Source organism: Streptomyces sp. CB01881, assembly GCF_002953255.1.
Lineage (GTDB): Bacteria > Actinomycetota > Actinomycetes > Streptomycetales > Streptomycetaceae > Kitasatospora.
Genome location: NZ_CP026498.1, coordinates 560,590 through 582,552, shown reverse-complemented (window position 1 = coordinate 582,552; position 21,963 = coordinate 560,590). Strand labels below are relative to the sequence as shown.

The window sequence follows — 21,963 nt, the reverse complement described above, 5'->3', positions numbered from 1 at the left end:
TTGAAGCCAAATGCCCCATTTTTCAAGATCGAACATGGCCCGGAAGTGGTCCGGGCCACACCGGGAGGGCTGTGAGGCCGGGCACATGGTCGACGGTGTGTGACCGGTCCCCGGCGGCCCGTGCCGGAAGCCCTGCCGGTCCGCCCGTCCCGGGGTGGCCCGCACCACAGCCCTCACCCACCGCGCCCCATGCCGTCACCCGCTGTGCCGCAATAGCCTCGGGTCATGAGCAACGAGAGCGATGCAGAGGTCGTCGGCGGCGCCGGGGAGCCTGTCGGTGCCGGGGGGGCCTGCGGGGGAGCCGGGGGCGGCGGTCGCCCCGGCCGGGTTCGAGCTGGGGACCGACGGGCCGAAGATGATCCTGGCCGGGCTGGACGGCTCGGACTCCTCCTGGCGGGCCACCGCCTACGCGGCCGGGCTTGCCAGGCGGCAGAACGCGACCCTCGCCGTGGCGTACGTGCAGCCCGTCCTCGGTGCGGCCACCGCGCTCGCGGGCGCGGCCGTCGAGGAGACCACCCAGGAGATCGCCGATGAGCTGCTGGCCGCGCTGCGCGAGGCCGAGCACCGGCTGCGCGACGTCTGGCGGGTGGAGTGGCGCTTCCTGACCGTCCGCGGCGACCCGTTCACCGGGCTGGCCAGGATGGCGGACGACCTGCAGGCGGACGCCGTCGTCGTCGGCGCTTCGGAGCAGGCCGGCCACCGGGTGATCGGCTCCGTGGCGGTGAGGCTGGTGAAGGCGGGGCGCTGGCCGGTGACCGTGGTCCCGTAGGGAGGTCCGGCGCCCGGGTGGCACGCCCGGGAAGCGGGAAGGGCTGCGGTCCCGGGGGAAGCCGGGGACCGCAGCCCTTCGTAGTGGGGGCGGACGGGAAAGCGGTGCGGGCCTATCCGCCGAGGAGGGAGATGCTGTTGCCGCAGATGTTGAACTGCGCGTTGATCGGGATCTGGATCTGGTTGCCGGAGAGCACGCCCGGGGAGCCGGTCACGATGCCGCTGGCGGTGGCGCTGCCGGTGTTGATGCAGGTGGTCCCGCCCTGCGAGCCGTCGAGCAGCAGGCCGTCGGCGATCCCCGCGGGCGGGGCGACGGCGGGGGCCACGGCCGGGGCCATGGCGTGGGCGCTGTACCCGGCGCTGTCGCAGTCGCCCGCGAAGGCGGGACCGGCGGATATGACGGCCAGCGCGGCGCTGAAGCCGACGGCGAACAGGTACTTCCTGGTGTTGGTCATGCCCGGAAGGAATATCCAGGCGACACGCCTGACATCGCACAATCCGCCGATATGACCACTCGAAGGCGGTCACGATTCGCCTCGGGTGCAGCAGTCGTACCACCCGGTCGGATCAGGCCCACTTTCCCTGCCGGAGCGTGGACAGCGCGCTCCTGACCCGCGGGTCGCCCGCGCCCCGCCGAGGTGGCCTGTGCCCCCGCGGTCCCGGTCCCGTCCGGCCTCGCCCCGTCCCGCCCAGGCCTATCCCTGCCCCGTCCCTGCCCCGTCCCGGTTCCGGCGCAGGGCAGGGATGGGCCCCAGGCCCCGTGCCCCCGGGACGTCCGCCGCCCGAAGCTCGATGCACGGGCCGCAGCGGCGGCCCGTGACGGACGGTCCGGCTCACGGAGCGAAAGGAAGACCCACATGTTCGCGCACTGGGGCACCTTCACCAAGAACGACACCCTCGGCGACTGTCTCGGCCTGGCCCAGGCCGCGGTGGAGAGCCAGGGCTTCCAGGTCTGGGACCTCGCCGGCGACGGCGACTACCAGGTCATCGGCGGCAACAACGACGTGATCACCACCATTGTCTGCGTCCCGCAGGCCGGCAACACCTGGCTGACGGTCAGTGCCTACTCCACGGACTCGACGCTCGCCGAGCGCACCCGCAACGACGTGCGCTCGTACATCGTCAACTCGATCCGGATCGACTGATCCGAGGCCGGCCCCCGTCGCGGGGCACCCGCCCGGCGGCCCCGGGGCGGCCCGCCCGCCCCAGGGTCGCCGGCTGCCCGGCGATAGGGTTCGTGACCATGACGGACACCCCGACCGCCAGCTCCGCCTCGACCGCCGGCTCCGCCCCGACCGCCGGCTCCGCCACCTCTGCCGCGGCCGCCGCCTCCGGCAGTGACCTGCACCTCGACCTGCCCGCCACCGGCGGCCGCCGTGCGGCGCTGATGGCAGCCCTGCGCGAGGCGATCCGCAGCGGCCGTCTCGCCCCCGGCACCAGGCTGCCGCCCTACCGCACCCTCGCCGCCGACCTCGGCGTCGCCCGCAACACCGCCGCCGACGCGTACGCCGAGCTGGTCGCCGAGGGATGGCTCACCGCCCGGCAGGGATCGGGGACCACCGTCGCCGACCGCGCCGAGCCGGTTGCCCCGAGCCGGGCCCGACGGGTGTCCCCGCCCCGCCCGATCGCGCACGACCTGCGCCAGGGCCAGCCCGACGCCGCCTCCTTCCCGCGCGCGGCCTGGCTCGCCGCCGGCCGTCGGGCGATCACCGCCGCACCCAACGAGGCCTTCGGTCCGGGCGACCCGCGGGGGCGGCGCGAGCTGCGGGCCGTCCTCGCCGACTACCTGGCCCGCGCACGCGGGGTGCGTACCGATCCCGAGCGGATCGTCGTCTGCTCCGGCTTCGCCCACGCGCTGCGGCTGCTGTTCGACGGCGAGGGCGCCGTGTTGCCCGCGCGCGAGAACGGGCCGCTGGCCGTGGAGGCCTACGGGCTGGCCTTCCACCGCGGGCTGCTGGCGAGGGCGGGGGTGACCACCGTGCCGCTGCCGCTGGACGAGGACGGCGCGCTGGTCGGCGGGCTGGCCGGGCTGCCCGAGGTCCGGACGGCGCTGCTCACCCCCGCCCACCAGTTCCCGACCGGGGGACCGCTGCACGCGGCCAGGCGGTCGGCGGTGGTCGACTGGGCGCGCGGGCGCGGCGGGCTGGTCCTGGAGGACGACTACGACGGCGAGTTCCGCTACGACCGGCAGCCGGTCGGCGCGGTGCAAGGGCTCGACCCGGAGCGGGTGGTCTACCTCGGAACCGCGAGCAAGAGCCTCACGCCCGCGCTGCGGCTCGGCTGGATGGTGCTGCCCGACCACCTGGTCGACCGGGTGCTGGCCGCCAAGGGCGAGCGCGAGGCCTGGGCCAGCGCGCTCGACCAGCTGACGCTCGCCGAGTTCATCGAGTCGGGCGGCTACGACCGGCACGTCCGCCGGATGCGCCGCCGCTACCGGGACCGCCGCGACCACCTGGTGGCCGCCCTGGCCGCGCGGGCACCGCACATCGAGGTGTCCGGCATCGCGGCCGGGCTGCACGCGGTGCTCCGGCTGGCGCCCGGCACCGAGCGTTCGGTGCTCAAGGCGGCCACCTACCGTGGGCTGGCCGTGGACGGACTGGCCGACTACCGGCACCCGCTGACGGGGCGGGACGAGATGCCCGCGACCGACGGCCTGGTGGTCGGTTACGCCACGCCGCCGGACCATACCTACCAGGCGGCGGTCGCCGCACTCTGCGGCATCCTGCCGCCGCCCCTCTGAGTCCGGCCGCGGGGGAGCCCGGCCCGTGTGGTCGGCGCATGCCGACGGCAGGGCGGGAACCGCAGGAGGCTGCCGGGAGCCTCCCGGGAGGAAGCGCGCCCCGGGGGCGAACACCCCCAGGAATACGGGATGTTGCTGCGTCGGCGCCCGCTGCGAGGATTCGGCACAGGCACCGGTCACCGACCAGGTGCCGAGCTCACCAGCTGTCCCGGGACCGCGGACGCCGGGGCCGGTGCCCCCACGCGCCGCACCGGCGTCCGCGTCACCGGGACACCCCGCCCGTGTCGAAGGAGGGTCCAGACCTCATGACAATGCGCCGCATGATCACCGCCGGGGCCGCCGCCGCCGTACTGGCGCCCCTGCTGGTTCTGGCCGCAGGGGCCCAGTCGAACGCCGCGGAGGTGACCGCCAAACCGACGGTCGTCGACCTGCCGCTCGAAGCCGCCCCCGCCCCGGTGACCGGGGTGCCGCCTGACCGGCGCCGTGTGAGCGGTGCCGTCTGACCGCTGCCTGACCGGTGCCGATGCCCGGCACGTGCGGGGTTCGTGCGCGCCGGTACGTGGCGTGCCGGCGCCGGCCGGAGACCGATCGGCGCCGGCGCCGAGTGGTGTGCGAGGGGAGCGGGCGCGGCCCGAGGGTAGGGGGACGGGCACCCTCCGGGCAGGGCGGAGCGTAGGCAATGGCCCGCCGCGTCCGCTCCGCTGTCATATGCCAGTACGGGTCGGGGCGGAGACCGGCGCGGCGGGCGGCGAAGGCCCCTACGCTCCTTGGTCATGCGCAGAACATATGTGAGCCGCTTCGGAATTACCGCGATCCTGGCCCTCGTCATCGGTCTGCTCCTCTCGGCCGCCCCCGCCCAGGCCGACACCCCACTGCTGGCCGTCAGTTCGGACAAGGCGACGGCGCCCCCGGGCTCCTCGGTCACGCTCACCCTGGCCCTGACCAACCCGCACGACACCCCCGTGCAGTTCGTCTACCAGTCCATCCAGCCGACCTACGGAACCACCCAGAACACCGGGCTGAAGTACGCGTTCTCCTCCTGCGGCGGCAACGTCAGCGCGTGCGACACCGGTGCCACCAGCGGAGTGGTCCACCACACCGTGCCCGTCGCGGCCGGTGCCACCACCACCGTCACGCTCACCTACGAGATCGCCGCCGACTCGGCCTGCGGCTCCGGTGCGCGGATCGACTTCTACACCTACATCTACGACGAGTACGCGGCGGGCACGGCCACCGACTCCGGCATCCTCGACGTCCCCGGCAACGAGGTCACCTGCTCCTGAGCCACCCCGCGACCCGGGCCCACCAGGAATCCCGCGGAGGGCCCCCGAACCCCCGTCAGGCGCCGGCCACCCCCGTGCCGGCGCCTGACGGGCCGTCCGCACGTCCGCATGTCGGCACGTCCGCACGACCTGCCTGATGCACAGCCTCCTGATGCGCGGATGCCGGGACGCCTGCCGCACGGACGCCGGGAGCTGCTGACACACGGACGCACGGACGCCGGGAGCTGCTGACACACGGACGCACGGCTTGTCAGACCCGGATGGCAGGCTTGGGCCCATGGCCGAACCGCTGACCACCGATGCGCCCGAGTCCGGGGCGCCGACCACGACCCCCGCCGCGACCAGCCGGGACGACACCCGTTCGGGCTGGACCACCGCGCGCCCGGGCGGGACGCCTCCGGGCCGCCCCGGGCCTCCGTTGCCCTTCGCCGTGTACGAGGCGATCCGCGCGCGGGCGGACGCGGAGACCGCGCCGCTGGTCGACGGACTGTTCCGGCCCTCCCTGGTACTCGACGCGGAGACCACCCGCACGGACGTCGACGCCAAGCCCACCGGCGCGGACGCCGACGCGACCCCCGACCGTGACCCCCACCCCGGCGCCACCGGTTCCACCGGCCCCGGGGCAGGGCGGCTCGGCGGCCTGCCCGCACTGCCGGACGGCACCGAGTGGCCCGGGTTCGCCGGCCGGCCGATGCAGTTCCTCGCCGGGCTCGACTGTGCCGGGCTGGCGGAGGCCTTCCGGGCCACAGACGTCGGCGGCGTCGGCGGCGACTGGCCACTGCCCGAGGACGGACTGCTCCTCTTCTTCCACGACGACTGGATCTCCGACTTCAGCGGCCGCGGCTGCCGGGTCCTGCACGTCCCCGCCGGCGCGCCGCCCCGGCGCGCCCCCGAGAGCGAGCTGACCACCCCCGCCGTCGCCGCCGTCCCGGTCCGGGCCGCCTGGCAGCTCTCCGCGCCCTCCTACCAGGACTGCGAGCTGGAGAACCTCTTCCCGGACGATTTCATGATCGCCCTCGACCTCGCCGCGGACTTCCGGGACCACCTGCCCCGCCCCGACGTGCGGGTACTTGGCTGGTGCGACACCGACACCGGCCGCCCCGAGGGCCACCGGCCGCTGCTCCAGATCGAGAACCGGGCCCTGGACGTGGACTGGGGCGAGTGCGTCAACGTCTCGTTCTGGATCACCGACGAGGACTTGGCGGCCGGCCGCTTCGACCGCGTCCGGCACGGCTTCGAGGTGGCCTGATCAGCGGCGCGAGCGGCCTCGGCGTGCCGATACTAGGCTGCTGGCAGGGGCCGTGGGCTGCCCGCCCGGAGCGCCCCGAGGCGGAACAGGCAGCCGAGGCGGAACGGGCAGCCGAGGCCGAGCGGGCAGAGGTGAAGCGGTGACGGACGTGACACCCGAGGGATCGGCGGTACCGGTACCGGAGAAGCCCGACGCGCCCGAGCCCCCGGTCGCGGAGCTGGTGCGCTCGATCCGTGCCCGCCCTTCCAGGCTGCCGGAGCTGCTCGCCGTGTTCGCCGTCCGCCACCGCGGCCCGCGTGCCGCACGCCGGGTCGCCAAGTTGCGGGCATCGCATCCGGACGCGGACCTGAGGGAGCTGGTGGCGCTGTCCGTGGACCGCGCCCGGCGGGTGAGTCGCAACGAGGGCGCCTTCGTCGGCGGGCCGTTCCTGTGGCTGGTGCCGTTCGCGTTCTGCACCGCGCTGCTGGAACAGGGGCAGCTGTTCCTGGAACTCGCCGCCTTGTCCGGCAAGGACCCGGCCGCCCCGGAGCGGACCGCCGAACTGTTGGTACTCCAGGGCGCCCACCCCGATGTGGCCGCCGCGGAGCGCTCCCTCGCGGAGCACCCGTCGGCTGCCACGGGCGACGGGCAACGGCGCGGGTTCTGGTCGCTGATCTGGCGGATGGCCCGGCTGCTCGGACTGACCAGCGAGAGCGTCGACCCGCCGCCCTCCCGCTGGCGGACGGCCGGCGGGTGGCTGGTGGTGGTGCTGGTCCTCATGGTCGGCATGGTCGTCCCGCTGGTCTGGCTGCCCTACATGGCGGTCTCCTACTACCGGGCCACCGGCCGGATGGCGACCCGGGCCGTCTCCTTCTACTTCGGTGGTGACCAGGCCGGCTGGCCCGAGCGGCGCAGTGCCCGTACCGATCCCGGGATCGTCGCGGCCGCCGTCCAGACGGCGTTCTCGTTGTTGATCCCGGTGGGGACCGTGGTGTTCCTGGTGCTCGCCGACATTCGGCTCGCCAGCAGCCGGTGGCCGGTACTCGCCCTCGCGCTGATCGGCCTCTCCGGGCTGGTGGGCGCGGTCTGGTACCGCCGTCACAGGCGGCGGCCGCGAGAAGACTGAGCCGCGAGAAGACTGAGCCGCGAGAGGCCTGAGCCGGGCCGGACCGGGTCGGTGAGCGCTCCGGTGCCGTGCCGGTGCCGCTCCGTGCCGTGCCGGTGGCAGGCCGGTGCGGGATCGACGGCAGGGGCACCGGCGTGGTCCGACGCCCCGTCGCCGCAGCCTCCGGCCGTCGGTGCGCTCCACCCGTTCGACGATCGAACTCCAGTTCCACGGGGTTACGGCCCAGCCGTGGGATCGCGAATCCTCCCGTAGCTCCGTTCGGTTGGATGGGATCGTTCCGGGCCGGGGGCGATTCGCATGCACAGGAATTCGAAGTTCCGTCTAGGGACAGTTGACGGATTCCAACCACTCCATGGTTGAGATTCACCCTATCGGGGGGCACTCGGCGTTCGTACGGGGCTGGCCGGGTGTCGGTGATCTAGGGTTCCCGGTGGGCCGCCCGAGTGGGCGGAGGGCCGTGCGAGATTTCGCCAACGCCCCCACCATGAAGCCTATCTGACGATCTGCCACACATTTCGCCGCGGCAGATCGGCGTGACCTGACCAGATGAAGGAGAACCCTGCCGATGCCGGTGGAGACCAGCCCGGAGACACAGCAGGTTCCGCAGCAGTCGAGCCTCACCACAGCCGCTGCCCGCAATCTCGCCACCACCACCAAGTCCGCGCCGCAGATGCAGGAGATCACCTCCCGCTGGCTGCTCAAGGTGCTGCCCTGGGTGCAGGCCGCCGGTGGCGCGTACCGCGTCAACCGCCGCCTCACCTACACCGTGGGCGACGGCCGGATCGAGTTCATCAAGACCGGTTCGGAGGTCCGGGTCATCCCGCGCGAGCTGGGCGAACTCGCCCTGCTGCGCGGCTTCGAGGACGACGACGTGCTGATCGCCCTCGCCGACCGCTGCGAGCAGCGGGACTTCGGCCCCGGTGAGGTGCTGGCCGAGCGCGGCGCGGCGGCCGACCGGATCTACCTCATCGCCCACGGCAAGATCAACCAGATCGGCACCGGCAAGTACGGCGACGAGACCGTCGTCGGCGTCCTCGGTGACGGCGACCGCTTCGGCGAGCAGGCGGTGCTCGACCCCGACGCCGTCTGGGAGTTCACCGCCAAGTCTGCCACCGCCGGCACCGTGCTCTCCCTGCCCCGGCGGGAGTTCCAGGCCATCCGGGAGGGCTCGACCGCCCTCCAGGACCACATCCGCGACTTCCTCGCGCTGCCGCTCCAGCGCCAGAACGAGCGCGGTGAGGCCGAGATCGCCATGTCGGCCGGCCACCGGGGCGAGTACGAGCTGCCCGGCGCCTTCGTGGACTACGAGCTGAAGCCGCGCGAGTACGAGCTGAGCGTCGCGCAGACCGTGCTCAAGGTGCACACCCGGGTCGCCGACCTCTACAACCAGCCGATGAACCAGACCGAGCACCAGCTCCGGCTGACCATCGAGGCGCTGCGCGAGCGCCAGGAGTTCGAGCTCATCAACAACCCGGAGTTCGGCCTGCTCAACAACGCCGACTTCGACCAGCGGATCCAGACCCACTCCGGCCCGCCCACCCCGGACGACCTGGACGAGCTGCTCAACCGCCGCCGCGACCCGGACTACCTGCTCGCGCACCCGCGCACCATCGCGGCGATCGGCCGCGAGCTGAACGCGCGCGGGCTCTACCCCCACCATGTCGACCTCGGCGGGCAGCAGGTGCCGGCCTGGCGCGGGGTGCCGATCCTGCCGTGCAGCAAGATCCCGATCACCAAGGAGAACACCAGCTCCATCCTGGTGATCCGGACCGGCGAGGACAACCAGGGCGTCATCGGCCTGCACCAGACCGGCATCCCGGACGAGTACCAGCCCAGCCTCTCGGTCCGCTTCATGGGCATCAGCGAGAAGGCGATCATCTCCTACCTGGTCAGCGCCTACTACTCGGCCGCGATCCTGGTGCCGGACGCGGTCGGCGTCCTGGAGAACGTCGAGATCGCGCACGGCCGCCACTGAGCGGTGCACCGGGCCGTCACCCGCTGACGGCCGGACAGAACGCGGTCGGGCCGTAACCCGGACCACCGCAAGATCGTTTCACCAGATGTCGGACGGCCCGCCCCTTGAGGCGGGCCGTCCGGTGTCGGCCTCCCAGCGCCGGCCGATCCCCCCAGACGACGCTCCCGACGACGTGAGAGGTGCAAGGAACCCATGCTGCAGCGACAGCAGCCCCAGCAGTCCCGACGGATACCGGTGGACGGGCGACCGTGACCGCAGATCTGATCACGGTGAGCGGTGACGGCGGCGGTGTCCGCGGACGCCGGGCCCGGCTGGCCGGCGCGGCGGCCGGGGTCGCCGCACTCTGCGCGCTGCTGAGCGGCGCGGCCGGGGCGCGTGTCCCCGAGCACCAGGGTGGGGGCAAACCCCACGGCCCGGTGGTCGAGACCTGCGTCGACACCGATACGGACGTCTCGGTGTCGGTCGGCGAGGGGGGTGTGGACGTCGAGGTCGACGTCGACGTCGAGGTCGGCGTGACCGTCGACCTCTCCGGGCTGTTGCACCACCCCAAGCCCAGCCCCAAGCCGCATCCGCATCCGCATCCGCACCCCAAGCCCTGCCACCCGTGCCCGAGCCCTACGCCGACGCCCACCCCGACACCCACTCCGAAACCGACGCCGACACCCACTCCGAAACCGACGCCCACGCCGACGTCGACACCCACTCCGACGCCCAGACCCACCCCGGCGCCGACCCCACCGCCGGCCCCCGCACCGGTTCCGCCGGCCGCTCCCACCCCGACGCCGAGGCCCACCCCGCCGCCCGCGTCCCCCCGGCCGACGCCGACACCCACGCCGAGACCCACCGCGCAGCCGGTCGTCCCGCCCCCGCCGCCCGTGCCGGAACCGCCGGCACCGACGGTCGAGCCCAGTGCGCCGGCCCCCAGCCCGGTCCGGCCGAAGCCGGTGGTCAAACCGGTCCGGCTTCCGCTGGCCCCGCCGGCGCCCGCGCCGGAACGCCACCACGGCAGTTCACCGACCAGGACGATGCTGCTGGTCACCGTCCCCGCCGTACTGGCTGCGGCGGCCCTGCGCCCACGTGGCCGGTCCGGCCGTGGCGGCTCCGGCCGCTCCTGACCACGGCGCGCCCACCGGGAGCGCCCACGGCGCGCACGTTCCCCGGCGCTCGGGCCCGGTGGCCGGCACCCGCTCCACGGTGTCCGGCCGCGTCCCACGACGGCGGCCGGGCACGCGCGGGAACACCCGGGCCGGGCCATCCGATCCGGCCCGCGCGAGTCGGACCACCCGCGCGGGCCGGAAGCGGAACCGAAGGCGGTTGGACGCAAGCCCGTGAACGCAAGCCGGTGGGCGCAAGCCGGCGAACCCGCTCGGCGAACCCGAGCCGGCGACCGCAGGCCGGCGCATCCGAGCCGGCCGAAGAAACCGGAAAACCCAAGCTGAAGAAGGGAGTTCCCATGTCCGAGTGGTTGGCGCTGGCCATCGCCATGTCGGCAGCCTGCGCCGTCGTGGTGGCGGTGGTGCTGCTGAGGCACCGCCGGGCCAGCGAGGACGAGAACACCGACGAGACACCCGATGTCATCGAGTACATGACGATGATGATCGGCGTGGTCTACGCGATCGTGCTCGGCCTCGCCATCGCCGGCGTCTGGGAGGCGCGCGGCGCCGCCCAGGACGACGTGCTGCGCGAGGCGCAGTCGCTGCACGAGGTGAGCGAGCGCGCCCAGGTGTACCCGGTCGAGTTCCGCGACAAGGTCCGCGCCGACGTGGACGCCTACGTCTCGTACGTCGTCGACGTCGAGTGGGCGTACATGCGCGAGCACGGCGAGATCTCCACGCGGGGCACCGAACTGCTGGACAAGCTGCGCCAGGACGTCGCCACCCGCACCCCGGCCGGCGATCTGGAGGCCCAGGCCTACCAGCCGATGATGGACCGGATCAGCACCGCCGACGACGCCCGCAACGCCCGCGGCCAGAATGCCGGGCCGACCATGCCGGGGGTGGTCTGGTTCGGTCTGATCGTCGGTGCCGTGGTGACCGTCGGCATGGTGTTCGCGCTGCAGATCCGGCGTTCGACGCGGGAGTTGCTGCTGGCGGGGGCGTTCAGCGCACTGATCGCCTTCCTGCTCTTCCTGATCTGGGACTTCGACGACCCGTTCGGCCGGAGCGTCTCGGTGACCACCCAGCCGTTCACCGATCTCTTCCCCACCCTGGGGGGCGGCCAGGACTGACCGCTCTCCCGGAGGGTGCACGGGACCGTGCCCCTCGATGGCCCGTCTTCGATAATCTGACCGGACCGTCGGGGGCCGGTCCCGTCGGGCCTGCCGAAGGGACCGTGAGCCGTGGCCCATCCGCCGCCCCATCAGCCACTCTCCTATCCGCCGCCGCGCCGCCCCGAGCAGGCCTGGTGGTGGCTGCCCGAGAAGGAGCGACGGCGGCGGAAGGCACAGCGGTGGGAGTGGCTGGCGTACAAGCGGCAGAACGGCAAGACCAAGAAGAAGGACCGCGACTGGTCGGATGCGTGCGACGCCTGCGACTGCTGCGGGGACGTCGCCGATCCCTGTCTGATCGTGCTGGTGCCGGTGATGATGGCCGCGGGCGTGCGGTTCGCCCTGACCGGCGGTCGCGGCCGGCGCCGCGGTCAGGCCGACCCGGCGGCGCCCGCCCCGGGCGGCTTCGCGGCGGGCGTGCTCTACGGCGCGGTGCGGTACTACCGGACCGAGGTCAGTCCGAAGCGTCCGGCCTGCTGCCCGTACACGCCGACCTGTTCGACCTACGCCGTCCAGGCGCTGCACCGGCACGGTGCGGTGCGCGGCGCCCGGCTGACGGTCGGCCGGCTGCTCCGCTGCCGACCGGGCGTGGCGCGCCGCGGCAACGGGGTCGACCCGGTGCCGGAGCACTGACGGCGGACGGCGGAGGCGACCCGGGGGCCGCGCGGATCACCGTGATCCGCGCGGCCCCCGGGTCATTCCTGGCGACGCCCGGCAATGCCTGACCGGATGCCCGGCTGTGCTTTGCCGGAGCCGGGCGGTGCTGCGCCGGAGCCCGACCGGATGCCCGGCCGTGCTGCGCCGGAGCCCGGCGACCGACCTGACGCTACATCAGTGCAAACTGCTGTTCATGGCGTTGAGCAGGGTGCCGGAGGCGTCGTCGTTCTCCAGGGAGAAGGCGAACATTCCGGCCAGCCCCTTGCTCTTGGCGTAGGCGCCGCGCGCCTGGATGGCCTGCGGGGTGTCGCCCGTCCAGAAGTTGGTGCCGTCGTAGACCCACGAGGTCTCGGTCACCGGGTCCCAGTGGGTGTTGGCGGCGGTGGCGCCCAGCTCCTTCCAGGCCGCCAGCCCGGCCTCGGCGCTGAGCGGCTTGGCCGGCGTCGGGCCGGTCGCGCTCCGGTACAGGCCGAAGTTGTTGCCGGCCGGGACGCCCGTCCAGCCGCGCCAGTAGAACGGGATGCCCAGCACCAGCTTGTTCGCCGGGAACCCGCCCGTGATCCCGTACTCGGGCAGGCCGGTGGTGTACGCGGTGAGCGTGGTGTCCACGTTGTACTTGCGGGTGCCCGGGGTGATCGGCGTGGTCGGGTCGTTCGGGCTGTCGTGCAGCGGGTCCTGGTGGTTGGTCGGGCCCGTGGCGTCCCAGGCGCCGTGCATGTCGTAGGTCATGATGTCGGCGTAGTCCAGGTAGGCGCCGATCTGGTCGGTCTCCAGCCGCGCGATCTTGTCCTGGCCACTGGGCAGTGCCGCGGTCAGCAGGAACCGCTTGCCCTGGGCGTTGCCGAGGGCGTCCAGCTGGGTGCGGAACTCCTTCAGCAGCAGGGTGAAGTTCTGCTTGTCGGCGGGGGAGTAGTGGTTCCCGGTGTGGCCGCCGGCCGAGCCCGGGTACTCCCAGTCGAGGTCGACGCCGTCGAAGAGGCCGGCCGCCGAGGCCTGGCCGCCGGAGGCGTCACCGGCGATGCCGGTCGGCAGGTTCCCCTTGAGGAACATGTCGACGCAGGAGGAGACGAAGGCCTTGCGGGAGGCGTCGGTGGCGGCCGCGTCGGAGAAGTACTTGGAGTACGTCCAGCCGCCGATCGAGATGGTGAAGCGCAGGTTCGGGTACTTGGCCTTCAGCTGGCGCAGCTGGTTGAAGTTGCCCTTGAGCGGCTGCTCGTAGACGTCGCCGGAGCCGTCCACGCTGGCCGCGCCGGTGTAGTCGGCCTGGTAGTCGGCGTAGGCGTCACCCGCGCCGTCACCCGCGTTGGGGTTGGACTCGTTGGCGGAGTCGGAGGCCTTCACCGCCTGGAAGCAGGTGTGCGAGGTCGGGTGGATGTTGGCGAAGGCGTAGGTGATGACGTCCAGCTTGCCGGCGGCGCCGCTGGTGTCGACGTTCTTCGCGTGGTAGGCGTTCTCGTAGACGCCCCACTGGTCGAAGTAGGCCGAGCGGAACGGGCTCGCGGCGGGCGCGGCCGCGGTGGTCGTGGAGACCTTCGCGGACTGGGCGGAGCCGTGACTGCCCGAGTAGCCCTGGACGGTGAAGCCGTAGGCGGTGCTCGGCAGCAGCGAGCTGACGGCCACCGAGGTGCCCATCGAGGTGGCCACCAGCTGGCCGCCCGAGTACACCTTGTAGGCGACCACGCCGTCGCCGCTGGTCAGGGTGGAGGGCTGCCAGCTGAGTACCACGGCGTTGTGGGTGACCTTGGTGACGGTCACCCCGGTGGGTGTGGTGACCTTGCCGTCCCCGGCCGGGCCGGTGCCCGGCGTGGTGGCGGTGGCCGTCGCGGTGGGGCTGGTCGTCACCGTGGGACTGCCGGAGGCCGTGGGGCTGCTGGACGAGGTCGGGCTGCCGGACGCGGTCGGACTGGTCGAAGCCGTCGGACTGCCGGACGCGGTGGGGCTGTTGGAGGCCGTCGGGCTGGTGCCGGCGGTCGGCCCGGCCGGCCCGGTCAGGGTGAGGTCGTCCGCGCGGTAGGTGCCGGTGCCGTACCAGCCGTGCGTGAAGACCGTGACCGAGGTGGTGGTCGCACCGGTGGTGAAGGTGCTGCTGAGCTGCGTCCAGTCGGTCGCACCGGGCGTCCAGGCCTGGGAGTTGACGCCCGTGCCGGTCGCGCCGAGGTAGACGTAGCTGCCCTGCACCCAGCCGGAGAGGATGTACTGGGTGTTCGGCTGGACGGCGACCGTCTGCTGGCACTGCGCGGTGTCGGAGGCCGAGGCCGCGCCGCTGAGCGAGTAACCTCCGCCGTGCACCGGGGTGGTGGCGACCGACCCGTTGGCGCAGCTCCAGCCGGCCAGGGTGCCGGTCTCGAAGCCGGCGTTGGTCAGCAGGTTGACGGACGCGGCCGAGGCCGTGTTGAGCGACAGGGCGAGGGCGGCGCTGCCGGTGGTGAGCGTCGCCGCCAGGGCCAGTGCGGTGGCCCGGCGGCGTGGCGCGGCGGCCCGGCGCTCGGCAGGGCGCGCGGGCGTGACTCGGTCGTGCATGCGGTGTCCTCCGGATGAGTGGGGTTCCGGCGGTGCGATGGGCCCGGGCGGGCCGAGGGGAGCCGGGCCGAGCGCTGTGGGGGCGCGCGACCGGGGTGAGCACGTGCTTCGGTACGGTGCGCCGGCGCGGCGGGACCAGGAGTCCTTACGCATCGGCGACATCACAGATTGGACTGGACCAATATTCGCCGTCAAGGGCGTCAACCCGCTGGATGGCCGAAAGTCGCCGCGCCGGTACGGTGGCGTGGAGAGTGGCCCCCGCGGAACGGAGGACGGGCGATGGAGAGCCGGGACTGGGACGAGCGGTACGCGGCGAGCGAGCTGGTCTGGGGGGGTGAACCCAATCGCTGGGTGGTCCGCGAGGTCGCCGGCCTCGCCCCCGGCCGTGCCCTGGACCTCGCCGCCGGGGAGGGGCGCAACGGCATCTGGCTGGCCGGGCGGGGCTGGCAGGTCACCGGCCTCGACTTCTCCGCCGTCGCCGTCGAACGTGCCGGACGGCTCACCGCCCAGCTGCCCGCGGAGGTGGCCGGCCGGCTCACCTGGCGCCACGGCGACGCGCGCACCTTCGCCGCCCCGCCCACGGGCTACGACCTCGTCCTGGTCGCCTATCTCCAGCTCCCCGCCGCCGACCGACGGGCCGCCCTGCGCCGCGCCGCCGCCGCGCTCGCCCCCGGCGGCACCCTACTGGTGGTCGGCCATGACACCACCAACCTCACCGAGGGCGTCGGCGGCCCGCAGGACCCGCGCGTCCTGTTCACCCCGGAGGACGTCCTCGCCGACCTCGCCGGTACCGGCCTGCGCACCGTCCGTGCCGAGCGCGTCCGCCGCCCGGTCGCCGCGGAGGCCGACCACCGGGCCCCCGCCGGGGAGGACGGGGGCCGGGCCGAGGCGCTCGACGCGCTGGTGCGGTTGGAGCGGACCGGCTGACGCGGTCACCCCGCCGTCGTTGGGTACGTGACCCCGCTGCGGGCCCGCGCGGTCAACCCGCGGTCGGCTCCAGGGTGCCCGTGAGGTGGTCCCAGGCGACGCGGTCGGTGCCGACCACCCGGCGGAAGGTGGGCAGCGCGGCGGCCACCCACTCCGGTTTGCTGTGCGACGCGGGCACCGGCTGGAGGTAGTCCACCTGAGCCGTGCAGTTGTAGGCCTGCGCGGTGTGCTCGGCGAGGGTGACCAGGCGCTTCTCCACCTCGGCCATGTCGGCCTCGACGGCGCAGCGGACGGTGCCCCAGAGGGTCACCTTCTCGCCGATGATGTTGAACCGGCCGACGTCCTCCAGGTGCCCGATGCTGACGGCGACCGGGTCGAAGGCGGAGCGCTGCCGGTAGAGCCGGCCGATCCCGGTGAGCACCGCTCCGGCGGCTTCGGCCCGGAGGGGGTCGGCGGCTTCGGCCTGGAGCGTGTCACTCATGGCGTACCTCCTCCCTGTGCTCGGATGATGTGGTGTTGATCCTGGGAACGGGGTACCGGGTCTTCTAGGACCGAGTGTTGCGTGCCGATGAAACGTCGGCTCAGGCCGTTTCTACAGTGCTGTAGATTCAGAGCGCGCACGGCGGAGGAACGAGGAGGACACGATGAGCGTTTCGCTGGCCAAGGGTCAGAAGCTGAGCCTGGAGAAGCCGGGCGGCGGGCGGTTGGGCCTGGTGCGGATGGGCCTCGGCTGGCGCGCCGCCCAGAAGAAGGGCTTCTTCGCCAAGCTGCTGGCCTCGCAGGAGATCGACCTGGACGCCTCGGCGGTGCTGTTCGCCGAGGGCAAGCCGGTGGACGTGGTCTTCTTCCAGCACCTGCAGAGCAACGACGGCTCGGTGCGGCACAGCGGGGACAACCTGACCGGCGGCGCCGGCGACGCCACCGACGACGAGTCGATCACCGTCGACCTCACCCGGGTGCCGGCCGAGGTCGACCAGATCGTCTTCACCGTCAACTCCTTCACCGGCCAGACCTTCCAGGAGGTCGAGAACGCGTTCTGCCGGCTGGTCGACGAGCAGACCGGCGCCGAGCTGGCCCGCTACACGCTCACCGGCGGCGGCCCGTACACCGCGCAGATCATGGCCAAGGTGCAGCGGACGGCGGGCGGCTGGCAGATGGCCGCGATCGGTCAGCCGGCCAGCGGTCGCACCTTCCAGGACCTCATGCCGGAGCTGGTCAAGCACCTCTGACAGCCCGGCCGACCCTCAGCCGCTCCGGACCCGCGGGGCCCGTCCGATCTCCCCCCGGATGGGCCCCGCGTCCGTCGCCCGCGCGCTGAACGGTTCGGCTGCCGGGCCGTCCGGGCGTCCCGTGCCGCGTCCGCCGCGGACCGCCTGGGCGCCGAGGTTCAGGAGCAGGGCGCGACCGCGCAGCCGGCGTCGTCCACGGGGACGGCGAGGTCGACGGCGGCCTCTCGGCTGGTGAGCGCCGACGGCGGGGGACCCGGGAGGCCCGGATCCCCCACCGTCGGCGGTCCCGGCAGTCTCAGTGGGCGGAGGGCGAGGGGGCGGCCGACGGGGAGAGGGTGGCGGTCGCGGTGGCCGAGGGGGTACCGGTCGGGACGGGGCAGCCGGGGGCGGTGGCCGTCGCCGTCGCGGACGGGGACGCCGTCGCGCTCGGGGTGGCCGTCGCCGTCGCGGACGGGGACGCCGTCGCGCTCGGGGTGGCCGTGGGCGTGGCCGTGCCGGTGGGGGTGGGGGCCGGGCAGTCCGTCGGCGTCGCGGTCGGCGTGCCGGTCGGGGTCGCGCTCGGGCTGGTGCTCGGGCTGGTGCTCGGGGTCCCGGTGGGAGTGGTCGTCGGCTTCGCGGTGGGCGTGGCGCTCGGGCTCGTCGTCGGAGTCGGGGTGGCCGACGGGGACGGCTGTGAGGTGGGCGTCGGCGTCGCGGACGGCGAGGCCGGGGAGGTGGCCGAGGGGGACGGCGCGGGCGCGGTGGTCGGGGTGGCCGCCGCGGAGGAGGCGGGTGCCGTGGGAGCGGTCACCGCGCCCGCCGGCGCCGGACGGTCCGGGGTGGTGGTCGCGGTACCGGTCCCGAAGTGGGCCATCCAGTTCCTGACGGTCCGCAGGTACTCGCCCGAGTTGTTGTAGCCGAGGACGGCCCGGTCGAGCTGCGCCGGGTCGGCGAGGTCGCGCCCGCCCGCGCAGAGGTAGCGGCCGGCGGCCTCGGCGGCGTCGAAGATGTTGTTCGGGTCGGCCTGGCCGTCGCCGTTGGCGTCGACGCCCCAGGTGGCCCAGGTGGAGGGGATGAACTGCATCGGGCCGACGGCCCGGTCCCAGACGCGGTCACCGTCGTGGCGGCCGCCGTCGGTGTCGGGGATCGCCGCGAAGCCCTTGCCGTCGAGCACCGGGCCGAGGATCGGCCGGTAGGTCGTCCCGGCGGCGTCCACGGCGCCGCGGCCGGCCTGGCCGGACTCGACCTCGCCGATCGCGGCCAGCAACTGCCACGGCAGGTGGCAGCCGGGCGAGCGCTGGGCCAGGGCGGTTTCGGCCTTGCGGTAGGCGGCGAAGACGGTCTCCGGCAGGGCGGGCCCGGTGCGGAACGGGCCGGCCGAGGGGTCCCCGGGCAGGGAGGTGGGCGGCTGCGGCAGCGGGGTGGCGGCCCCGCCGTCGACGGGGACGCCGGGCTTGTTGGCCAGGGTCGGCTGCGCGGTGCCGGGGAACGTGGTGCCGGGCAGTGAGACGGAGACGGAGACGGGGGTGAGCGGGTCGGTGACGGGCGTCGCCGAGTCGGCCGCCGCGACGGGCAGGAGCCCGAGGCCGGTCACCTGGGAACCGGTCAGTGCCGCCAGCGCGGTGAACGCCGCCGCCGTCCCGGTGACGCGCTTGCCCAGTCGCAGCCGACGCCCCGTCCGAGCCGCTCCGCCGTCTCCGGCGTTGCCGATCCCTGCCCTCATACCGTGCCCCTCCCCTGACCGTGCGGACCCTCGGGGAACGGACGGGCTGTCACCATCGTGCCTGCCAGTGCATGACAGTTCGCGTCCCCCGAATGATTAGTATCACGATCACCTGACGCGACCCGGGTGAGCGATGGGCGTCCTGGGCGCCACCGTTGGATGAACGCGCAGGTGGTGAGGGGGCCTGACGGCGGGTGGGGCCGGACTGCTCGGGCCCGTGGAGTCCGCCGGGAACCGCGCGTGCACGTCCTCGCCGTCAGAACTCGATCAGCATCCCGTCCTCGGCGACGGCCGCGCCGGCCGCCGCCAGCGCCCGGGCGAGGGCCTCGGTGCCGGGCGAGCCCGGGTGGGCCAGCGGGTTGGTGTTGTTGAGGTGGGTGTAGAGGTAGCGCGGGCCGGGGTGGCGGGCCAGGTGGGGGAGCGAGTCCAGGACGGCCAGGTGGCCCATGCCGCGGGAGGAGCGTGACCCGCCGGTGTGCCCGGCGAGTTCGTCGTCGGTGCTGAAGGTGCCGTCCAGGACGACCACGTCCGCGCCGGCCACCGCCCGGTCCATCGCGGGTGTCCACTCGGCGAGCCCGGGTGCGTACACGGCGCTCGCCCGGCCGTCGGCGTCGGTGAACCGGAAGCCGGTGACCCAGTCCGGCCGGCCCTCCCAGCCCTCGCCGGGCAGGTCGGCCGCGTAGCGGGGCCGTTTGCCGCCGAGCGCCAGCGGCTCGGCGCGCAGCCCGCCGGCCAGCTCGACGGTGCGGCCCGGGGTGAGGGTCTGCCAGCCGGCCTTGGTGTACGGCGCGAGCAGCGGGCCGGCCGGGAAGGCCGAGTGGAGGGCGTAGCGGACCGGGAGGGTGGCGTGCACGGTCAGCTCGGCGGCCTCCCGCAGGGTCAGCAGCCCCAGCGTGTGGTCGAGTTCGCCGCTGGTGAGCAGGACGCCGCGCAGCGGGGTGTCGCGGGTGCCGGGAGAGGGGGCGAGTTCGGGGGCGGCGAGGAGCTGGCCGCGCAGGTCGGGCGAGGCGTTGACCAGGTACCAGGCGGCGCCGTCCGCGCTGACCGCCAGGCAGTCCTGGCTGCGGGCGGCGCCGGTGCGGCGGGCGGTGGTGCAGCCGGCGCAGCCGCAGTTCCACTGGGGCAGTCCGCCGCCGGCGGCGGTGCCGAGGATCCGGATCTTCAGCGCATTCTCCGGGGGACGGGGGGCGGGGCACCGGCGGGGGCGGGCCCGGCGACCAGGTGGTGGTGCGGGGAGAGGTGACAGGCCGGGTCGGTGGCTCCCGGGTCGCCGGTGAACTGGAAGGCCTGGCACCGGCAGCCGCCGTGGTCCACCTCGCGCAGCGCGCAGCTGCGGCACGGCTCCGGCATCCAGTCGGTGCCGCGGTAGCGGTTGAACGCGGGCGAGTCGTGCCAGATCGCGGCCAGGCCGTCGGTCACGGCGCTCGGCACCGGCAGGCCGGGCAGCTGGGCGGCGGCCAGGCAGGGCAGCACGTCGCCGTCGGGGGCCACCACCAGCTGGCGCCGCCCCCAGCCGTCCATACAGGGTTTGGCGGTGTCGCCGTGGTGGTCGGCGGTGACGTGCACGATCTCGATGCGGTCGCCGTGACGCTCCCGGGCGGCGGCCACGTCCCGTTCGGCCTGGCGGACCTGTTCCCCGCTCGGGGCGAGGTGTGCGCGGTTGCGCCAGGCCCAGCCGTAGAACTGGGTGTGTGCGAGCTCGACCCGGTCGGCGCCCAGCTCCACCGCCAGGTCGGCGAGGGCGCCGATCCTGGCCACGTTGCCGCGGTGCAGCACGGCGTTGACGGTGAGCGGCAGGCCGGCGCCGGTCAGCAGCGCGGCCGCGGCGAGCTTGCGCCGGTGCGCGGCGAGGCCGGCCACGGCGTCCGCGCGGTGCAGGTCGGCGTCCTGCACGGAGAGTTGGACGTGGTCCAGGCCCGCGTCGGCGAGCTCCGCGGTGCGCTCGGCGTCCAGCGGCAGGCCGCTGGTGACCAGGTTGGTGTAGAGGCCCAGGTGGTGGGCGTGGCCGATGATCCGGTCCAGGTCGCGGCGGAGCAGCGGTTCGCCGCCGGTGAGGTGGACCTGGAGCACGCCCAGGCCGCGTGCCTGGTCGAGCAGGCGCAGCCACTGCTCTGTCTCCAACTCGTCGCGCTGGCAGGTGAGTTCGATCGGGTTGGCGCAGTAGGTGCACTGCAGCGGGCAGCGGTGGGTGAGTTCGGCGACGAGTCCGAGCGGCGCGGGCGGGCGGACCGGGGCACCGGGCAGGCCGGCGGCCTGCCGTGGCTCGGCCGGAGCGCCGGTGCCGTCCAGGGCGAGCAGCCGCCGCCCGGCCAGCTCGGCGAGCAGCGCGCGGACCTGGTCCGGGTCCACCCCGTCGTACTCGGTGGTGAGTTCGGCGGTGATGCCGTCCGTGCCGCGCCGGCCGTCGCAGTGGCGCAGCACCGCGGCGGCGGTCTCGTTGAGCAGCAGCACGCCCTCGGGGTAGAGCAGCACGCCCCGGCCGCGGACCGGGTCGTGCACCATCCGGACGCCGCGCCGCAGTCCGGGCACCTGGTCGGTCCGGGCGGGGGCGGTCATCGGTCGGCGCCGTAGTCGACGGCGTCCAGCATGGCGCGCAGGACGTCGCACTTGAACGCCAGCGCGTCCAGCGCGGCCTGCTGCTGGGTGGCGGTGACGCAGTGGTCCAGGACCAGTTCGAGCGTGCGGGCGCTGTCCTTGCGGGCGGTGGGGATGCGGTGCTCGAAGTAGGCGTACCCGGCCGGGTCGATCCAGTCGTAGTGGGTGCGCCAGGCGGTGACCCGCTGGGCCATGTGGTCGGGCGAGAACATCTCGGTGAGCGCCGCCGCCACGCCGTCGGTCCACGGCCTGGTCTGGCAGAAGTGCAGGTAGCCGTCGACGGCGAAGCGCACCCCGCGGGCGACGTGCCGCTCGTCGGTGACCTCGGCGCGGTCCAGGCCGACGGCCTCGGCGAGCACCAGTCAGTCGGCCAGACCGCCCTCGTCGCCGCTGGGCCCGTCCTGGTAGGCGAGGCGTTCCACCCAGGAGCGACGGACCTCCGGCAGCGGGCAGTTGGCGATGATGGCGGCGTTCTTGCGGGTCAGGCAGAGCTGGTAGTACCAGCGGTTGGCGACCCAACGCCGCAACTCCGGCGGCGTGCAGCCACCGGAGTGCAGGCGCAGGTGGAACGGGTGGGTGTCCCAGTACCGTCCGCGCAGGTCGTACAGCCTGGCCGCGAACCGTTCGCGGGTCAGGGGCTGGGTCACCGAGTGGTCCGCGCGGCGTAGGCGGTGACCTCGGCGCCGGCGCGGTGGCACTCCACCGCGGGGGTGGTCCAGGCGGGCTTCGCCGCGGTGGCGGCGCCGGCCGGGCGCTCGGCCGGTACGGCGGGGGCGGGGCGGGGTGTGGTGGTGCACTTCACGGGGTTCTCCCTCGGGACGAGGTCGGGTTGGGGGCGGGGCGCATCGGGCCCCGTGGGTCAGGACGCTACGAGCCGCCGGGCCCGGCCGCCGTTCCAACCCGCGCGATCCGCGGACAAACGCGCTCGAACGGGTGACGGACGGGGC

The 21,963-nt window shown here is 74.1% G+C and carries 20 protein-coding genes and 1 pseudogene; 13 read left to right on the top strand and 8 right to left on the bottom strand.

The genetic code is table 11. The features are described 5' to 3' along the window. Positions 1 to 355 precede the first annotated feature (355 nt). A complete protein-coding gene (locus C2142_RS02790) occupies positions 356 to 769 on the top strand; it encodes a universal stress protein (protein WP_241003104.1) in 414 nt (137 codons plus the stop codon). A gap of 112 nt (positions 770 to 881) precedes the next feature. On the opposite strand, the gene C2142_RS02785 is transcribed toward C2142_RS02790, so the two are convergent. Further along, positions 882 to 1,223 (bottom strand): chaplin, encoded by a 342-nt coding sequence (locus tag C2142_RS02785; RefSeq protein WP_241002337.1) that lies wholly within the window; start codon positions 1,221 to 1,223, stop codon positions 882 to 884. A gap of 402 nt (positions 1,224 to 1,625) precedes the next feature. Between C2142_RS02785 and C2142_RS02780 the strand changes: the two genes are divergently transcribed. The 10 genes from C2142_RS02780 to yidD all read left to right on the top strand — a co-directional run bounded on the left by C2142_RS02780 (position 1,626) and on the right by yidD (position 12,019). Next, positions 1,626 to 1,913: a hypothetical protein gene (locus tag C2142_RS02780; RefSeq protein ID WP_148640909.1), complete on the top strand. Its 288-nt coding sequence runs from the start codon at positions 1,626 to 1,628 to the stop codon at positions 1,911 to 1,913. 98 nt (positions 1,914 to 2,011) lie between these two features. Beyond that, the gene (locus tag C2142_RS02775) at positions 2,012 to 3,508 is read left to right on the top strand and encodes a PLP-dependent aminotransferase family protein (RefSeq protein WP_148640908.1); all 1,497 of its coding nucleotides are present in this window, start codon (positions 2,012 to 2,014) and stop codon (positions 3,506 to 3,508) included. A 305-nt stretch (positions 3,509 to 3,813) separates the two neighbouring features. Further along, positions 3,814 to 4,011: a hypothetical protein gene (locus C2142_RS02770; protein ID WP_148640907.1), complete on the top strand. Its 198-nt coding sequence runs from the start codon at positions 3,814 to 3,816 to the stop codon at positions 4,009 to 4,011. A 270-nt stretch (positions 4,012 to 4,281) separates the two neighbouring features. Beyond that, positions 4,282 to 4,791 carry a hypothetical protein gene (locus tag C2142_RS02765; RefSeq protein WP_148640906.1) on the top strand — a complete coding sequence of 170 codons (510 nt, stop codon included), beginning with the start codon at positions 4,282 to 4,284 and terminating at the stop codon, positions 4,789 to 4,791. 277 nt (positions 4,792 to 5,068) lie between these two features. Continuing rightward, a complete protein-coding gene (locus C2142_RS02760) occupies positions 5,069 to 6,040 on the top strand; it encodes a YwqG family protein (RefSeq protein ID WP_148640905.1) in 972 nt (323 codons plus the stop codon). 139 nt (positions 6,041 to 6,179) lie between these two features. Next, positions 6,180 to 7,145, top strand: a complete 966-nt coding sequence (locus tag C2142_RS02755) for a hypothetical protein (protein WP_148640904.1) — start codon at positions 6,180 to 6,182, stop codon at positions 7,143 to 7,145. Between the two features lie 565 nt (positions 7,146 to 7,710). Further along, positions 7,711 to 9,120, top strand: coding sequence for a family 2B encapsulin nanocompartment shell protein (locus tag C2142_RS02750; protein WP_148640903.1), 1,410 nt, complete (start codon positions 7,711 to 7,713; stop codon positions 9,118 to 9,120). A gap of 248 nt (positions 9,121 to 9,368) precedes the next feature. After that, positions 9,369 to 10,235: a hypothetical protein gene (locus C2142_RS02745; RefSeq protein ID WP_148640902.1), complete on the top strand. Its 867-nt coding sequence runs from the start codon at positions 9,369 to 9,371 to the stop codon at positions 10,233 to 10,235. Positions 10,236 to 10,573: 338 nt separating this feature from the next. Continuing rightward, positions 10,574 to 11,347 (top strand): DUF4239 domain-containing protein, encoded by a 774-nt coding sequence (locus C2142_RS02740; protein WP_148640901.1) that lies wholly within the window; start codon positions 10,574 to 10,576, stop codon positions 11,345 to 11,347. 111 nt (positions 11,348 to 11,458) lie between these two features. After that, on the top strand, positions 11,459 to 12,019 hold the full coding sequence (gene yidD / locus C2142_RS39165) for a membrane protein insertion efficiency factor YidD (RefSeq protein ID WP_241002336.1): 561 nt from the start codon (positions 11,459 to 11,461) through the stop codon (positions 12,017 to 12,019). Between the two features lie 198 nt (positions 12,020 to 12,217). On the opposite strand, the gene C2142_RS02730 is transcribed toward yidD, so the two are convergent. Continuing rightward, positions 12,218 to 14,563, bottom strand: a complete 2,346-nt coding sequence (locus C2142_RS02730) for a glycosyl hydrolase family 18 protein (RefSeq protein ID WP_148640900.1) — start codon at positions 14,561 to 14,563, stop codon at positions 12,218 to 12,220. A 279-nt stretch (positions 14,564 to 14,842) separates the two neighbouring features. On the opposite strand from C2142_RS02730, the gene C2142_RS02725 reads away from it, so the two are divergent. Next, on the top strand, positions 14,843 to 15,490 hold the full coding sequence (locus C2142_RS02725) for a class I SAM-dependent methyltransferase (RefSeq protein ID WP_148640899.1): 648 nt from the start codon (positions 14,843 to 14,845) through the stop codon (positions 15,488 to 15,490). A gap of 52 nt (positions 15,491 to 15,542) precedes the next feature. Here C2142_RS02725 and C2142_RS02720 read toward each other — a convergent pair whose 3' ends face one another. Beyond that, positions 15,543 to 15,971 carry a hypothetical protein gene (locus C2142_RS02720; protein ID WP_241002335.1) on the bottom strand — a complete coding sequence of 143 codons (429 nt, stop codon included), beginning with the start codon at positions 15,969 to 15,971 and terminating at the stop codon, positions 15,543 to 15,545. A 163-nt stretch (positions 15,972 to 16,134) separates the two neighbouring features. Here C2142_RS02720 and C2142_RS02715 point away from each other — a divergent pair, with 163 nt between their 5' ends. After that, positions 16,135 to 16,719, top strand: a complete 585-nt coding sequence (locus tag C2142_RS02715) for a TerD family protein (protein WP_148640898.1) — start codon at positions 16,135 to 16,137, stop codon at positions 16,717 to 16,719. Between the two features lie 295 nt (positions 16,720 to 17,014). Here C2142_RS02715 and C2142_RS02710 read toward each other — a convergent pair whose 3' ends face one another. The 5 genes and pseudogenes from C2142_RS02710 to pqqA all read right to left on the bottom strand — a co-directional run bounded on the left by C2142_RS02710 (position 17,015) and on the right by pqqA (position 21,818). Next, on the bottom strand, positions 17,015 to 18,421 hold the full coding sequence (locus tag C2142_RS02710; RefSeq protein ID WP_148640897.1) for a lytic transglycosylase domain-containing protein: 1,407 nt from the start codon (positions 18,419 to 18,421) through the stop codon (positions 17,015 to 17,017). 256 nt (positions 18,422 to 18,677) lie between these two features. Continuing rightward, positions 18,678 to 19,547 (bottom strand): MBL fold metallo-hydrolase, encoded by an 870-nt coding sequence (locus C2142_RS02705; protein WP_241003103.1) that lies wholly within the window; start codon positions 19,545 to 19,547, stop codon positions 18,678 to 18,680. Positions 19,548 to 19,582: 35 nt separating this feature from the next. Next, positions 19,583 to 20,977, bottom strand: a complete 1,395-nt coding sequence (pqqE, locus tag C2142_RS02700) for a pyrroloquinoline quinone biosynthesis protein PqqE (protein ID WP_148640896.1) — start codon at positions 20,975 to 20,977, stop codon at positions 19,583 to 19,585. Then, positions 20,974 to 21,663, bottom strand: a pseudogene (gene pqqC / locus C2142_RS39160) (pyrroloquinoline-quinone synthase PqqC). The gene pqqE and the pseudogene pqqC overlap by 4 nt, the downstream one beginning before the upstream one ends. After that, entirely contained in the window at positions 21,660 to 21,818 is a 159-nt protein-coding gene (gene pqqA / locus C2142_RS02685; protein ID WP_148640895.1) for a pyrroloquinoline quinone precursor peptide PqqA, read from the bottom strand. Before pqqA ends, pqqC begins: the two are co-directional and overlap by 4 nt. Positions 21,819 to 21,963: the final 145 nt, after the last annotated feature.

What these genes read in the sequence shown, in the direction of transcription:
- C2142_RS02720 (WP_241002335.1), bottom strand. Translation starts at nt 15,971, where the DNA reads ATGAGTGACACGCTCCAGGCCGAAGCCGCCGACCCCCTCCGGGCCGAA.
- C2142_RS02780 (WP_148640909.1), top strand. Translation starts at nt 1,626, where the DNA reads ATGTTCGCGCACTGGGGCACCTTCACCAAGAACGACACCCTCGGCGAC.
- C2142_RS02715 (WP_148640898.1), top strand. Translation starts at nt 16,135, where the DNA reads ATGAGCGTTTCGCTGGCCAAGGGTCAGAAGCTGAGCCTGGAGAAGCCG.
- C2142_RS02775 (WP_148640908.1), top strand. Translation starts at nt 2,012, where the DNA reads ATGACGGACACCCCGACCGCCAGCTCCGCCTCGACCGCCGGCTCCGCC.
- C2142_RS02785 (WP_241002337.1), bottom strand. Translation starts at nt 1,223, where the DNA reads ATGACCAACACCAGGAAGTACCTGTTCGCCGTCGGCTTCAGCGCCGCG.
- pqqE (WP_148640896.1), bottom strand. Translation starts at nt 20,977, where the DNA reads ATGACCGCCCCCGCCCGGACCGACCAGGTGCCCGGACTGCGGCGCGGC.
- C2142_RS02750 (WP_148640903.1), top strand. Translation starts at nt 7,711, where the DNA reads ATGCCGGTGGAGACCAGCCCGGAGACACAGCAGGTTCCGCAGCAGTCG.
- C2142_RS02770 (WP_148640907.1), top strand. Translation starts at nt 3,814, where the DNA reads ATGACAATGCGCCGCATGATCACCGCCGGGGCCGCCGCCGCCGTACTG.
- C2142_RS02710 (WP_148640897.1), bottom strand. Translation starts at nt 18,421, where the DNA reads ATGAGGGCAGGGATCGGCAACGCCGGAGACGGCGGAGCGGCTCGGACG.
- C2142_RS02740 (WP_148640901.1), top strand. Translation starts at nt 10,574, where the DNA reads ATGTCCGAGTGGTTGGCGCTGGCCATCGCCATGTCGGCAGCCTGCGCC.
- C2142_RS02730 (WP_148640900.1), bottom strand. Translation starts at nt 14,563, where the DNA reads ATGCACGACCGAGTCACGCCCGCGCGCCCTGCCGAGCGCCGGGCCGCC.
- C2142_RS02765 (WP_148640906.1), top strand. Translation starts at nt 4,282, where the DNA reads ATGCGCAGAACATATGTGAGCCGCTTCGGAATTACCGCGATCCTGGCC.
- C2142_RS02725 (WP_148640899.1), top strand. Translation starts at nt 14,843, where the DNA reads ATGGAGAGCCGGGACTGGGACGAGCGGTACGCGGCGAGCGAGCTGGTC.
- C2142_RS02790 (WP_241003104.1), top strand. Translation starts at nt 356, where the DNA reads ATGATCCTGGCCGGGCTGGACGGCTCGGACTCCTCCTGGCGGGCCACC.
- C2142_RS02760 (WP_148640905.1), top strand. Translation starts at nt 5,069, where the DNA reads ATGGCCGAACCGCTGACCACCGATGCGCCCGAGTCCGGGGCGCCGACC.